Source organism: Acaryochloris marina S15, from assembly GCF_018336915.1.
GTDB lineage: Bacteria > Cyanobacteriota > Cyanobacteriia > Thermosynechococcales > Thermosynechococcaceae > Acaryochloris > Acaryochloris marina_A.
This window is the reverse complement of the sequence record NZ_CP064924.1, coordinates 215,089-230,147: the sequence shown is the minus strand read 5'-3', so window position 1 is coordinate 230,147 and position 15,059 is coordinate 215,089. Positions and strand designations below refer to the sequence as shown.

Below are 15,059 nucleotides of genomic sequence, written 5' to 3'. Positions count from 1 at the left end.
CATGAAGAAACTTTTACCGTTACTAATTTTAATGAGCATAGTCCCGGCTATGCCCGCTAAGGCAAATCCCGCCGTTAACGAGTGCTATAACTCACTCATCGAAAGGCCAGAGGCACGCCCAGAAAGCGCTGTGGTTGCAATGACTGTGGAGCATGAGGGGAGTCAATACCACGAAATAAGAGAGACATACAAAAGACCTCAGCCAAACCCTAAAGGAACGGTTTTTATCCGTACTGACTCAAGCGGGGCCTGTGAAAAAATCATGTCCTTCCATGAGGGTTCGTATCCTGAAATTTCAGTTTACAAAGAACGGCTTGGCTCTGAAGTTCTTGCTAAGTTCCAGCAAGCGTTCAGGCAACAGCAGCAGGAACAGGCTCGATAACTCAGCTTTGAAGTTAAAATTTTGGCTTGCCCCTACAATTTGCCTATATCCCTGTTAGACAGCTAACAGGATTTTCCCTGCCCCCAAATCCACTACAGGTTCAGGCTAACCCCTAGCAACACTGTCTCTCCAGACACCATCCTTGGAGATCTCAGTGTTTAGATTGCATGACCAGACCGATCTACTTCCGTCTGTTTTCCGGGTTAATGAGCTAACCCAGCCGAATTCTGCTGACAGAGATATATATTCAAGAGAGATCAGTTTTTCACAATTCTGTTAGGTGATAGGTATTTCTGATGGTCCTGAAGGTGGATCAATTTTTAATAAATGTTTGCTGAGGTGCCAGCTACTTTTACCAAGAGGCTCTTCATTCGACCATACAACTTCATAATCGTGACCGTCTTGTCCAAACCAACGTCTTTGCTTGTCTTTGATTACCCCGATGGCTTGGGCTTCAGGATGATTCTCCAAATAGCGTTTGATATGTGATAGAACTCCTGCTCCACCTGCTGCTCCTACCGCAGCCTGAGTTGTTCCAGCAACTGCTATACCAGCACCGCCACCGACAATGCCAATAGTAGCAAGAAATCCTCCAGGCAAAGCTAGTGGAAGCATAACAGCACCAGTTAAGGCACCGGTTGTAAGCGACATGTTCTGATGATGCTCACGGTGTGCTTTAGCACCCTTCTTAGTCAGAACAACCCAGTCACCAATAGATAGGTTTCCGCTATGTGGGGACATATTTACTCTTCCAAAAGATTTAATCGTGTCAATATTGAATTCTATTTATAGTGTGCCCACGCAAAAATAGAGATTTGAACTACAGATATAGTTTTCTAGAAAATCAGTCTTGAAAGTATTTACTATTTATTTGTTCTTTTTAAACTTAGATTTTCTTCTTTATAACTTCACTATCTAAATTACTTTTATCTGTTTATCGAGATATTATCATCTTAAAATCATCTACTTGTCCCAACGTTTATAAGAGAGGGGCAGACGGTTCAGGACGTCTCTATAAAACTTCCATTTGGGCATGAATTTATCCATCAATGCGATGAAATGGGAGTTATGGGTTGGCTCTAACAAGTGAACCATCTCATGAACAACCACATATTCAAGAAAAGCAGGGGGCTTCTTCGCTAAGTCTAGATTGAACCGAATCGTTCTTGACTCTGGACTACAGCTTCCCCATTTAGTTTTCATCTTCCTGACGGTGAAGTCAGCCACTGTCACCCCCATAAGCTGTTCCCATTTAGCGATCAAGGGAGGGATGGCTGACTTGAGTTGCTGACGATAGGACTCATCAATGATGGCACGCTTCTTAGCGGCATCGGCCCCTGGGCGGACTTGCAGGGTCATTTGGCTATGGTTGTGATTGAGGTTAGGGGGAGCATCCTTCTCCACTACGTCTAGGAGATAGCGTTTGCCCCACAGATAGTGACTTTCCCGGTTGAGGTATTCGCGGGGGGCTTCCCGTTCTTGAGCGCGTTGCTTACGCTGTTCCTGTTTAATCCATCGCAGTTTAGAGACAGCAAAGAGGCGGATGGTGGCTAGATCCATTCGCTGCGGTGCTGAGATCCGCACATTGCCGTTGGGGGGATAGACGCTGAGGTGGAGATTCTTGATGTCCTTTTTCACGACGTCTACGGTGATATCGCCCAGTTCGATGGTTTGTCTTTCATCCATATTCTGCAAACCCTGCTAATACTCTAGTTGCGCCTTGATAATCAGAAAAATCTGTTCAACTTTATCAACATCTTGAAGAATCCCATAAAGTGCGGTTTTAATCTGCTGCTCTTTTGGACCCCCGTTGTCTCGCCATGCGTCGGGGCGCACTCTCCTGATCGTCTCATCGATTTGGGTAACGCATTCCAGAAGGTCGGCTTCCTGTGACTGGTCGGTGGAGGTAGAAGGATCTGAGTCATTCTCTGGACCTATGCCGAGGGCATCTTGTCTTAATAGGTTATACAGTGCTCGACGACCGGGGGTGTTAAGTTGCTCCGGGGTATCCTCAGATTGGCCTGCATCCACTTGTTTGACCAGTTCTGCAACCTGCTGCAAATAGTCTTCGTACTCAATCGCTTTCTGTTGGCGCGCTTCAATAATCTCGTCGAGGAGAGCGGACATTTTGGCATAGTAGGCAGGGTCACGGAGGCTTTCTTGGACGATGGTGCTGCGGACGTTATTCTCAATGGTTTCAGCGACGGCTTGGTTATTGCGCTTCAGACCTGGAGGTAGGTCATCAATGGCTTTGTCGATGCCAACTTTGGCGATAATCTCTAGTAACGGCATCTCATCGAAGGGTGAGATTTTGCGGGATTCACTGGCTTCGATGTAGGTGTCGATCAGGTGGCGCATATCCGCTTCATAGGCTTTGAGATCGATGGTTTCATTGCTGGCTTTGCGGATGATTTCCCGGAGGTTGAGGGTGTCATCGAGTCGTTTTTTGATGCGGGCGATGTCCGCTGGGCCGTAGCCTGCGGCTTCTAAGGCATCGGCGATGTTGGCATAGGCTCGGACGAGGGCGGCTGTGGCTTTGTAAAGAGCAACCCGCTGGGGTTCACGAAGTTTGAGGTCTTCTGGGAGTTCAGTATTGCCACAGAAGTAGTGGATATAGTCGAGTTCGTCCCGAGGAGGTTGGACCGGTTCACACAGAAGGACAATCTCTTCGATGGCATCATCCAGACGATGGCGACCTTTGGTGAGGTGGTCTTGCAATAGAATTTCAGAGTCACCGCCTTCGAGGTCGCCGTGGTCGAGGTCGGAGGTGTAGACCGAGATGGCGTTTTCAACTTTGCGGAACAGGTCTTTGTAATCGACGATGTAGCCAAAGTCTTTATCATTGCCATCTAAACGATTGACACGACAGATGGCCTGGAAGAGGCCGTGGTCCTGCATGCTTTTGTCGATGTAGAGGTAGGTGCAGCTCGGGGCATCAAAACCGGTGAGCAGTTTATCGACGACGATCAGCAGCTTCATGTTGGCGGGCTGGTCTTTAAAAAGCTCTTTGGATTGGTCTTCGTAGGTTTCGGTTTTAGTCTTATTGGGTTGGGCAGTGATGTTGGTGAGCAGCTCGGTGTAGAGGTTGAAGATAAACTCTTTATCCGTTTCAGTGTTGGCTCCGGTGTCTTCAGTGGTGATGTGTTTAGTTTGGGGATTGTAGGAGGTGACGACGGCACATTTGCCTTTGAAGACGGTCTTTTGGAAGAGTTCGTAGTACTTGCAGGCTTCGTAGATGCTGGAGGCAACGAGGAAAGCGTTGCCACGATCATTGCTGAGGCGGGGTTTGACACCAAAGTCGAAGACGATATCACTGACCACCCGATTCATGCGGGAGCGGGAGCTGAGAACTTTTTGCATGGTGCCCCACTGTTCTCGCAGAGCGGCTTTTTGCCAGTCGTTGAGACCTTTGGTTTTGGCTTCGAACCAGGCATCGACTCTATCTTCAGAACCGAGTGTTTGGTTGATATCACGGGCTTCGTAGACTAGATCGAGGACAATTTCATCAGCAACGGCTTCGCTGAACTTGTAGGTGTGGATATAGCTGCCAAAGGTTTCGATGCTGGTGGCTTTGTCTTTTTTGAGGAGGGGGGTGCCGGTGAAGCCGATGAAGGTGGCGTCGGGCATCAGGGCTTTCATGGTGCGGTGGAGTTTACCCCTTTTGCTTTGGGTGCGGTGGCATTCATCGACAAAGACAAAGACTTCGCCCACGGTGGGACTGGGTTGCGCTTCTAGATCTGTGATGAACTGATCGAAGTTTTTGACGTTGCGTTTGCCGAATTTATGAACCAGGGAGCAGAGGAGGCGAGGCTTGGCTTGGCCGAGTTGGGCCATCAGGTCTTTACCGCTGCGGGTACGGGAGATGGTTTCACCGGCATCGTTGAAAACGTTTTTGATTTGTTTATCAAGTTCGTCACGGTCGGTGACGATGACGATACGGGCGTTGGGGTTATTGGCGAGGGTCCATTTAGCGAGGAGGACCATCGTAATGCTTTTGCCACTGCCTTGGGTGTGCCAGATGATGCCGCCTTCTGAACGACGCACATGGTCTTGGGCGGCTTTGATGCCGAAGTATTGGTGAACGCGAGGCAGTTTTTTAGTACCTGCGTCGAAGAGGACAAAGTTATGGATAAGGTCGAGGAGGCGCTGTTTGTTGCAGATTTTGAGCAGGTACTTGTCGAGTTTGTAACGGCTGTTGTCTTGTTCGTCTTCCTTCCATTTGAGGAAGTATTTCTCGGGGGTACCGATTGCACCGTATTGAAGCCCTTCGGTGTCGTTGCCTGCGAAGATGATCTGGACGGTGCTGAAGAAGGCTCCGATGAATTCAGGACGTTGGTTTGTGAGGCTTTGGCGGATGCCATCACCAATAGAGACGCGGCTGTTTTTGAGTTCTAGAACGCCGATGGCGATGCCGTTGAGGTAGAGGACAATATCGGGGCGTTTTTCTTTGTTACCGTAGACGGTGACTTCTTCAGCAATGGCAAAGTGGTTTTGCTCAGGATTCTCCCAGTTGATGAGTTGAACAGTTTCGGTATTCTCGCTAGCACTGGGTTTGACCTGGACGCCATAGCGGAGCAGGCTGTAGATCTCTTTGTTGTTGTCGTAGAGGCTGCGGTTGGGGTTATCGGCTTCTATGTGCAGAATGTAGAGGGCTGAGCTGATTTGCTTGGGGGTATAGCCTTTTTGATTGAGGTAATTGGTCAGTAGCGGGTCTTCGATGTTGCTGTTGCTTTCACGATATTCCCAATTACCAAGGTAGTCGTAGCTGAGTTCGTCGCGGAAGAGGTCAACGACTCGATTCTGGGTGACTCGTTCAGGTTTGCCGATGCTCATACGAGGCGAATCCTCCCGGTGAGTAGGTTGTGCATCATGCCTTGTTTGAGTTGGCGGGTTTTTATTAGCTTGGCTTCGAGGGTGGCGATTTCGGTGTCCATGTCGGAGAGGATGGTTGCGATCGCTTCTTGTTCTTCTGAAGAGGGAAGAGGTAGTTTGAACTTAAACAAGTCTTCTAGCGTGATGCTAGCTTGATTAGCATTACCTCTAAAAATTATTTCAATATAGTTTATATATCTTTCGGTTCGAAAATGATTCAGCAAAAAACACTGAGTTTCTGCACTGTATCGTTTGGCCCGGATCAACACTGCATTCTGGTTCAATAAACTACCAGCATGCTGCTGTGTAACTAAAATTGCCTTCCCAACTAGAGAGTCGTACATCGGTGGTTTTGAACCAACTGTCGAGAAAATAAGATCGTACTCTCGTAATTTCCACTTCCTATATTCGTAGACTGAATTAGCATTTATAAAAACAGCATTATCATTATTAATTGTGTCAAAAGTTGTATCACTAACTCTGACGATTCGAACTCCACAATCTGTATATTCTTCAGACTTAAAAGCATATCCTTTTGTGTAATCGACTAAATTGCCAAAATTTTCTAAATCCCAATCTTCAGGAATAACCCCAATCTCAGTCTGCTTATAACCTTTCCCCTCCCCAAATCCTGGTAATCGCCGCTTGCCTGTCAGCAATTCCTGCATGGTGCCTTGTTTGATGTGGCGCTTTTTGGCGATGAGTTGTTCTAAGGCTTCGATGAGGGCGTCGGTGTCGCTTAGAGTAGTTGCGATCGCTTTTTGTTCTTTTATCGGAGGAACAGCTAATTGAACACCAACTAAATCTGCCTTTTTAACATGTACAAATGATGCTTTGAAGCCATGTGCATGTTTCTCAATATCTTCTTGAACCTTTAGCAAAGTCAGAAACGCATATTGATGTGTGAGTTTATCCTTATTTGCAATGATCTTAAATATATGCTGATTCAATACTCCACATGGCCCAGGCCATATTCTTGCTCCGAAAGATGACCCTTTGGTTCCTGACCAGGCAAAAACAAGATCACCTACTTCGAGTCGATGCTTATCTTCAATGTATGTGGCGTCAGAACAATAATTAAAGGAAGCATTTGAATCATTTAAATTTTGAATTCTGATAATTGGTGTACCTTGATCTGTCCAGTCACTTGGTTTGAATGCTCGTCCATTTATCAGACGCATAGATTGTCCAATCGTATCTAATTCCCAATCTTCTGGAATAACCCCAACCTCAGTCTGCTTATAACCTTTTGGTAATTTCTCACTACTCATATTTCCCCCTCCAATTCCCGCGACAGCTCAGCCTCAATCTCTTCAATACTCGGTAAACTCCGATCCAAAGGCTCCGGCAACGCTCTCACCAGCTCATACTCCGCCACCCCCATCGGCTTCTCCATCCCCGACAGCGCATACTCAGCTACCAACTGATTCTTCGTCTTACACAACAGCAACCCAATCGTAGGCCGATCATCCTCCGCCTTCATCTGAGCATCCACCGCACTCAGATAAAAATTCAACTGCCCTGCATGTTCTGGCTTAAACGCCGTTGCCTTCAACTCCACCACCACATAGCACTTCAGTCGCGTGTGATAGAACAGCAAATCAATAAAAAACTCATCCCCCGCCACCTCCAATCGCACCTGACGGCCCACAAACGCAAACCCTGCCCCCAGCTCCAGCAAAAAGTGCGTAATGTGGCGAACCAATGCCCCTTCAATATCTCGTTCCTGAGCCTCATCCCCCAACCCCAGAAAATCAAAGTGATAGGGATCCTTAAGTACCTGCACCGCTAAATCTGCCTGCGGCTGAGCTAATCGCTGCTCAAAATTGGTCAGTGCCGCCCCTTGCCGGTCATGCAGATGATTCTTAATCTGCTTTTCCAATGTCGAACGACTCCAGCCCTCATCCAATGCCTGAACTGCATACCACTCCCGGACTGTTGGATCAGCAACTTTTGTCAGCAAAGTCACCACATGGAACCAAGGAAATTGGTCAGCAGCTTGCTGACCAATTTGCAAATTCGGACACTCCTCAGCAAAACGGCGCATATACTTCAGGTTTGAGACTGAAAGCCCTTTCATCTCTGGGAAAGCTTCTCTTAAATCAGTCGATAAGCGGTTAATGACCTTCGCACCCCATCCCTGCTGCCGCTGCCGCTCCAAAATATCGCAGCCAATTGAATGATAGAGACGAATTTGTTCTGAATGTGCTGCCAGCACCGCCCGCGATCTCGCACTCTGAATGCGCTGCTTCAGACTGGCTAACCAATCCCCATAATCTGGTGGCAACACCAATGGTCCTTGACTCATAGCTTGAAACCCATCTTTACCAAATGGTCCGCCACCGTTGCTTCTAGATCTGTCACCTTATTTGTCAATACTGGCAATGCCACCTCATACCGTTCCGCTAACACTTTTACCCGCTGCGTCAGCCCTTGACTAACCCGATCCATCTCCCCAGCGATAGCCGACCCAATCCGTGCCAGCCATTTATCATCCACCACCAGGGTCTTAATCTCAGCCTCACTCAACAATGGATAGCGGTCATAGACCTGCTGATCTAGCTTCGCTTCAGCCACCTTAATGGCCTTCTTCAAATCTGCCTGCTGATTGCATAACTTCAGCCAAGCTTTGAGAACGGCTTCCTCTGCCTTTGCCTCTGCATCCCCCTTGATCTGCTTTATCCGCGCCGACACATTGGCCTTATTCACCTTCTCCAGCTCAGTAAATGCCCCCTCATCCCCGCTATGCTCTTCTTCTAACTCTGTCATCTGTGCAGTTAGAGACTCCAGTTTCGCCGTCTGCTCATCAATGGCAAGCTGCTCTGCCGAGAAATACCGTGCCACCATCAACGCTTTGGGCACCAAATCACAAGCCCATCCCTTATCGGACTCTTTCCCCTTCTTGTTCACCTCAATGATGCGGTAGGTCTCTGCCTGCCAACCCTCTGCTGCAATCAAATAGCAGTCATCCTGCATGACCTCAGCCCAGTAATCCATCAGATGCTGATAGACGTCATACCGATCGATTAAATCCTTGCCAACATAATGCTCTAGTAAATCCTCTGACAGTTTCCCTATCACGGTTTTCGGTTTGCAGCCTAGTTCTAATTCCTTCAACATCAACACACTGCGCTGTCGCCAATCCTCAAACAGCGCTGCCATCTCCTCCACAAAAGCCACAAATTCAGGATGCTCAAAGATCGCGGCCTTGATCCCATCCTTGGTCACTGCCAAATCCAAATACCCTGGACGATTCTCTTGGAATAGCGCCTGTTTGAGCTGGGGGCAAACGGCCCAGTACTTTTGCAAGGCATCCACGTCCACTTCAGGAATGCCACCCTTTAGGTGTCCCGCAATATCTTGAATATCTTCAGCCTGCTGACTATCGATATAGCGTGGAATATTTAGATTAAACTCATTGCCCTCAATCTCATCCAAAGGCACCAGACGCGAGAACTTATCCACCTCAACCTGGCGATTAAACACATCCACAATCCGATGGATATCCATATCCCGCAGTCGGTTTTTATTTCCATCTTTCATAAAGCCCGCACTGGCATCGATCATAAAAATGCCTTGGCTGTTTTGGGCCTGGGCCTTATCAATCACCACAATGCAAGCCGGAATTCCTGTCCCATAGAATAAATTGGCAGGAAGGCCAATAATGCCTTTGAGATAGCCTCGCTGAATCAGATTACGGCGAATCTCTGCCTCTGCATTGCCTCTGAACAATACGCCGTGGGGCAAAATGCAGGCTCCCTTGCCGGTGCTTTTCAGCGATCTAACAATGTGGAGTAGATAGGCATAATCCCCTTGTTTATCGGGGGGGATTCCATAGATAAAGCGATCATGGGGATCTTGATCGGGGGAAACGCCATTACTCCATCGCTTATCGCTAAAGGGCGGATTGGCAATCACATAGTCAAAGGTCTTCAGTGCCCCTTGTTCTGACAGATACAACGGGTTAGCTAGGGTATTACCCTGTTTAATCTCCGCTGTAGGGTTGTCATGCAAAATCATATTCATCCGCGCCAACCCAGAAGTCGCCGCATCCTTCTCCTGCCCATAGAGGGAGACGGACGTAGTGGCCTCGTCGCTGACCTTGAGTAGCAACGACCCTGATCCACAGGTCGGGTCATAGACCGTCGTACTGGGACTGGTCTCGGTATCCCGGATGCCCATGATCTGGGCAATCACTCGACTCACCTCTGCCGGTGTATAAAATTGCCCTTTGCTCTTGCCGCTCTCAGTCGCAAAGTGGCGCATTAGGTATTCATAGGCATCCCCGAGAATGTCATCCCCATCGGCTCGGTTTTTACTAAAGTCCAGCCCTTTATTTTCAAAGATGGCGATCAGGTTGGTAAGCCGATCCACTAACTCTTTGCCACTGCCCAACTTCGTTGCATCGTTGAAGTCCGGCATATCGGACAGCTTATTTGCGGATGCCAGTGGTCCAATGATCTTTTTATTGACGTCATCACCAATGTTGCTAGTGCCCTTAAGAGCGACCATATCGGCAAAGCTAGCCCCTGGTGGAATCGTTATTGGAGCATAGGGGACATCCGCGTATTTATCGCTGACGTACTTGATAAACAGCATCACCAATACATAGTCTTTATATTGGCTGGCATCCATGCCACCCCGCAGCTCATCGCAGCTAGCCCAAAGTGAGCTGTAAAGTTCTGATTTCTTTAATGCCACAGCGATCCCAATTTACTCACTTTTAGAGCTTGTCCTTCAATATTGAACCGCAGACAAGCCCTAAAAGGGCAGTATGCAATAAATATCTTCGAATATCCAGATCGACTTTATTCTGTCGGCAAGCAGCGGTAAAACTTGGTGCCTCTAAGCCGAAGAGTTCTCAATCGCTAATGTCAGGCATATTCAGCGTCTTGATCAGTTCCGCAAACGACACCGCACCCTCAACACTTCTCCAGCATCTTCACGGGCAGCGTCATTGCTAACCCTTCTAGAATCGCCATCTGACCCGGCACACTAATCTCATTCCAGACAGATCCCCACTCTTTTGGTTGGAGCCAGTCAAAGAACACTTCATTCAGGCTCGGTAGCAGCTCATTAATGGGCAGATCCGCCAACTTATCTAATACACCAGCAATCGCTTGATGGGTCTCTTGGTCTGGATTTTGCCCATTACTTAAATTGTTCATTTTGCTGTTTAGACCTTCTAATAGCGAATTGAACAGACGCCAGTATCGGGCAATCGTGCCCCTTGGGATTTGGGTCATGCCCGCAACGATCTGCTGGGTGATTTTCTCGCCTTTAGCCTGCAACTGGAGAATCGCGGATTCGATAGCGATTTGCACCCGCTCCGTTTTCTTTGCTGCTTCAATCGTTAGATCCTTTGCTTGGACTACCTGGATGGGGGTATCCATTTCAATATTGGAAATCAGCACCACTTGTAGAGATTCCCCAGGACGCCGATGTGCCCGCAGTCGTCCAATGGCCTGGTGAATTTCTGCGAGGATGGAACGGTCTATAAATGCGGTGAACTCTGGATCATCGTCTTCTGGGTAATAGCCACAGACAATCGCAAACTCAGCGGCGAGGTCATTGAGATTGCGGCAGGGAGTGCCTACCAATACCAATGTCTGCACGGTGAGAAAATCATTGACCCCTCGGCTATCCCGCCACCAGGCCCCATCCTCTTCAAATCGCTTGAAATCTAGAACCCTGGTGGTTTCTTGATCCATGTCCCGGTAATGTCCAGCCAGAGCCGCAGTCCGCTTCACCTGATCACCCCCACGACTCATGCCCATGCGCCCCATGTCTTTGACCTGAATGATTTCCAGGTTGTTCGTAACTGGGACAGCTTGGCGCACCACTAGGATTTCATCTGGAGAACAACCCAGCTTCAGGGCTAAGTCTTCACGGGATAGCGTGGCATCAAGAAACACATTGGCTTGGGCTGCATGTGCTAAGTCCCGGTGCCTTGGATTAGGGGTGTTGAGGATCAGGCCGTAGTGACTGACTTGGATACAGCCTGCACTACCTTGCAGTATTCGGATCAGGGGCACTAGCCATTGCTTGATGACTTTATCCCTGGCCTGTTCTGCCATCTCAGAGTCCCGTTCAGAGAATGCCTTTCTGAGTTGCTTGGGTAAGTCTGCGAGGTCCACCCCATAGTCTGAAGTGGTATTCAGGAACCCCAGGCTAGGTATGAGGATTTGTGCGATTTCTCCTAGCTTTACCCCAGTCATATCGGGGAGTTTCGCTTGTACCTCCAGATGCTTCAGTCCATATTTTCCCAGGTTTTCGGACCCGTCCAATAATGGTAGAAGTGCTACTAACAAGGGCTGCACTAAGGCAAACACTTCGGGATAAAGAATGAGTGTTGAGATGGTCTGCTGTAAGTCGTTGAAGGTGACAACTACCGATTGCTTGACCTGGAAGTTCTGCCCTGGCTCATCCCAAATCAGCAAAGCTTCTTCTAGGGGGTAGTCTTCTGGGTCAGGCAAGCTATCAGGGTGTGCCCTTAATAGAGGTGAACCCAAGACAGTACGCCGCTGGTTCAAGTATCCATACCCCGGTCCCTCTGCATTGATGCAGGCTTCCCGAGCAGTGCAGGTTCCACAGATGAGACTGGCTGTATCTGCACCGGGGATATTCTTGTCCCGCAGGGCATTCAAGACTCCAATCCGACTACAGTTGGCAGGTACCGAATAGGCATCGCCCTTAGCAGAACGCTGGAGTCGATTACCGACCCGACTTAGCCCCCCATGCCGAGCTTCTAAGTCACACCAGCTGTTACTGCGTTCTAGGGTTGGTACGGTGGGATTGCGGTGTTGGTCTGACAGGTAGATGACCTGAGATACCTTGAAATCAATGGGGTTAATCTTCCCAGAGTCATAGCTTTTGCCTGTACCCGGTTGGGACTGGTCGAGGATATAGGGAAACCCTGATGCGCTGATAGTTTGCCAGGTCTGGAGTCGTTGGCCCGGTTCGTATTCGTGGACTAGAGACGTTGCTGTATCGAGAGTCCCGTTATCTTCAGCGCGGCTATGGATGCTGCTCCCTGAATGGTCTGTCGATGTTGCAGAACGTCTTCTAATGCGCCTTCGATAGTTCTCCAGTCGAAGTCTGGAAACATGTTGCTGTCTGCGATGGGTTCTAAGCAGTCGTGCAACACGGGGATGGGATCGTCTAACTCGACGACTTGCTGTAGGTAGTATTTCAGCACTTTCGTCATATGATGCAGTTCGCTTCGTTCCGCAAGGGTTAGGGGTCTGGGTTTGTTGTTCATTAGAATTAGCAAACCCTTGAGCGGTCGATAAAGGATGGGTAAAAGCTGTGAGAGCGTCTTGGAGCTTGTGCAATAGCTGATTGCACTGGGCTGCAATCCGTTTAAAGTCAGCCACTGACAAATACTGAATCTGACTAAGGTCTTCCAGCTCATCGATGTCAAGATGGATGCGTTTATCTGTTTGCTTCCACCATGCGACCCTGACACTGTAGCCCCAATCTTTGAGAAGTTCCCAAGTTGCCCGGTATTGTCGCAACACTGACTTGTTCTGAATCGCCCCTGCATCTGGGTAGAACTCAATAGTGGTTGTGCCGAACTGAACCAGAGCTGCTTTCAGGGTTTCAGGGGATGCTGCAAATAAACCACCAGCCGCGCCGATGGTGATGAGTCCCAGTCGCTGAGCGAGGTGGTGAGGTTTAGCCCCAGTTCCCTCAACAAGTGCGATGGCATCACTTTGGGGCTGCTCTGGTTGGTGGACTGCTAGGGGTAGTTCACCAGTGGGGAGGTGTGGCGTAGGTCCGTTGGGTCGTTTCTTGGTCTTCCCGGTAAGCCAGTAGTATTTAAGTCTATTCTTGGAGTCACGAGATCTAACTTGGAAACCGACAATCAGACCGTCTGTATTTAAGATGGGGCAGAGATACCCCGGTCTTGGAGTATTGAGCGACTTCCCATCTAGGTTTACCCCTGGCAAGGTATGGGGCAGTTCGATAGTGAGCGGTTGCCACTGTTCAACGGACTTCACCCCCCAGTCTTCGATTTGCTCATTGGTAAATCCACGACGATGCAAGTCTGCCCGATCCGCAGGGTGGAGGGTAAGTTGGCCTAGGAGCTGGCGATAGAGACGATCTCGTTCAGGAGCAGGGAGGGATTGGGCATGGCGTTGAGCCTCAGCTTGGGCACGTTGCTCTCTGAGTATGCGTTGCTCTTGCCATAGACGTTCCCGGTCTTCCTGGCTGAGATCTTGCCCGTCATCGAGGACGTACTTACCCCAGAGTCCATCTTTGGACTGGCCCAGGTAGCGATAGCCAGCAATCTGACCTGAGAGGGTCATGCAGAGGTTGAGTTTATTGGTCTGTCTACACTTGCCTTGGATATCCCCGCAGAGGTTGCAAGGGTTGCCCTTGCGGGTGGGAGTGAAGGATTGGGATGAGTGGTGTGTGGGCATGATTGGGGTTCCCTAGAAATGTGACGTAGGGAGCCATTTGGTCAGAAATTGCCCATAGCAATCTTGACCAGCATGTATCTTGAGCTAAGATGGACATACGGCTCCTTTGGAGACCCAAACCATGCTCAGTCAAATAGCATTGAGTTCGAGTTCCTCGAAATATTGGGAGTGCTTGGACGCTTAAAAGCCCTACTGTTACAAGCAGTGGGGTTTTTTACGTTTAATGGGCTTACATGGCTTTCACCTCACTTTCACCTTGGAATAACTTTGTATTGAACGCTTCTGGGGATAAGTGTGGAGATGTTTCAAGAATGCGTTCAGAGTCTTATTGGGTAAATATCTCACTGCTATTTGTTGATGGTAAGTTTTTATTCCTAAAACTTACATAGCGAACATTAGGACAGAGATTTAGATAGAGTTATTTTTTGCATCTTGCATATCTTGGAAGGATGGTATGCAAATTCTGAAATTACTTCTTCAGAAGAAAGAGAAGAGAAAGATAAAAGCTAAACTTTACCTTCTCCAAGAAGATCTAAGACTGTGCATTGCAATGCAGCACAGAGTTCATCTAACTCAGGGCCACTAATCCTAGGCATTTCATTCACGTTTTTCCATTTACTGATGGTATTTACATGAAGTCCAACCCTTTGGGCTAGATCTGCGTTAGTGATTTGGCGATCAGCCATGATCGCTCGTAACTTCCATTTAACCAACTCTGCAATAACCATAAGAAACTCCTTCTTATAAATATCTTGTAGTGTCCATATTTAGCTATGAGGATAGCACACAAGAAAAGTGCTAATAAATGATATTTAGATGTGTATAGATTGTATATAAATATATTAATACACAAGAATATATTTACTACACACAAATTTAAGTGTATTATGTATGCATAAGCGGTTGAACACACCGCTCGAACAAAAAGTTCCCTTACCCAAACAGACAACTGAATAAGCGAGTTCTGCTGAGTGCTGGTCAAACTGCTGATACCGCAGCCACCGGGGATAGCCCGATGCCCTTCAGTGCTACAAACTGAAATGATTTCAAAAAACTTTCATTCAAAAGAGCCGCTGACTTTCCTGGCAGATCCTCAGCGGCTCTGTCCACGTACAAACAATACGAGGTAACTAAAATGTTAACCGATACTCTAACCGAAGCTTGGCAAACAAAAACTGACTATGAGCGATACGAGCAGACTTGGATTGCTCCCAAGCAGCATCTCAATATCCCGACCCAAGACGGCTACCAACACCAACCTTTGGATTCTGGAGACTCACGCCATTTCGTCCCTGATGTTCATCCAGAGGATACCTGGAATTAGATCCAGATAACGCAGAGGGGCACCCTTGCCCCTGGCTCGTTTCAGATAATTTCAG

Annotated in this window: 10 protein-coding genes; 2 read left to right on the top strand and 8 right to left on the bottom strand. The window is 48.3% G+C overall.

Going from position 1 to position 15,059, the window contains the following annotated elements:
* Position 1 precedes the first annotated feature (1 nt).
* Positions 2–382, top strand: coding sequence for a hypothetical protein (locus tag I1H34_RS28095; protein ID WP_212666651.1), 381 nt, complete (start codon positions 2–4; stop codon positions 380–382).
* Between the two features lie 276 nt (positions 383–658).
* Here the strand turns inward: I1H34_RS28095 and I1H34_RS28090 are convergent, their stop codons facing one another.
* The 8 genes from I1H34_RS28090 to I1H34_RS28055 form a co-directional block, all read right to left on the bottom strand.
* Positions 659–1,123 (bottom strand): hypothetical protein, encoded by a 465-nt coding sequence (locus I1H34_RS28090; RefSeq protein WP_212666650.1) that lies wholly within the window; start codon positions 1,121–1,123, stop codon positions 659–661.
* A 222-nt stretch (positions 1,124–1,345) separates the two neighbouring features.
* Positions 1,346–2,068, bottom strand: a complete 723-nt coding sequence (locus tag I1H34_RS28085) for a M48 family metallopeptidase (protein ID WP_212666649.1) — start codon at positions 2,066–2,068, stop codon at positions 1,346–1,348.
* A 15-nt stretch (positions 2,069–2,083) separates the two neighbouring features.
* Positions 2,084–5,215 (bottom strand): type I restriction endonuclease subunit R, encoded by a 3,132-nt coding sequence (locus tag I1H34_RS28080; protein WP_212666648.1) that lies wholly within the window; start codon positions 5,213–5,215, stop codon positions 2,084–2,086.
* The gene (locus I1H34_RS28075) at positions 5,212–6,525 is read right to left on the bottom strand and encodes a restriction endonuclease subunit S (protein WP_212666647.1); all 1,314 of its coding nucleotides are present in this window, start codon (positions 6,523–6,525) and stop codon (positions 5,212–5,214) included. Before I1H34_RS28075 ends, I1H34_RS28080 begins: the two co-directional genes overlap by 4 nt.
* Positions 6,522–7,562 (bottom strand): PDDEXK nuclease domain-containing protein, encoded by a 1,041-nt coding sequence (locus tag I1H34_RS28070; RefSeq protein ID WP_212666646.1) that lies wholly within the window; start codon positions 7,560–7,562, stop codon positions 6,522–6,524. Before I1H34_RS28070 ends, I1H34_RS28075 begins: the two co-directional genes overlap by 4 nt.
* The gene (locus I1H34_RS28065; protein ID WP_212666645.1) at positions 7,559–9,955 is read right to left on the bottom strand and encodes a type I restriction-modification system subunit M; all 2,397 of its coding nucleotides are present in this window, start codon (positions 9,953–9,955) and stop codon (positions 7,559–7,561) included. The genes I1H34_RS28070 and I1H34_RS28065 overlap by 4 nt, the downstream gene beginning before the upstream one ends.
* Before the next feature lie 221 nt (positions 9,956–10,176).
* The gene (locus I1H34_RS28060; protein ID WP_249370258.1) at positions 10,177–13,680 is read right to left on the bottom strand and encodes a hypothetical protein; all 3,504 of its coding nucleotides are present in this window, start codon (positions 13,678–13,680) and stop codon (positions 10,177–10,179) included.
* A gap of 506 nt (positions 13,681–14,186) precedes the next feature.
* The gene (locus I1H34_RS28055) at positions 14,187–14,408 is read right to left on the bottom strand and encodes a helix-turn-helix domain-containing protein (RefSeq protein ID WP_212666644.1); all 222 of its coding nucleotides are present in this window, start codon (positions 14,406–14,408) and stop codon (positions 14,187–14,189) included.
* A gap of 407 nt (positions 14,409–14,815) precedes the next feature.
* Here I1H34_RS28055 and I1H34_RS28050 point away from each other — a divergent pair, with 407 nt between their 5' ends.
* Positions 14,816–15,004, top strand: coding sequence for a hypothetical protein (locus tag I1H34_RS28050; protein ID WP_212666643.1), 189 nt, complete (start codon positions 14,816–14,818; stop codon positions 15,002–15,004).
* Positions 15,005–15,059 lie beyond the last annotated feature (55 nt).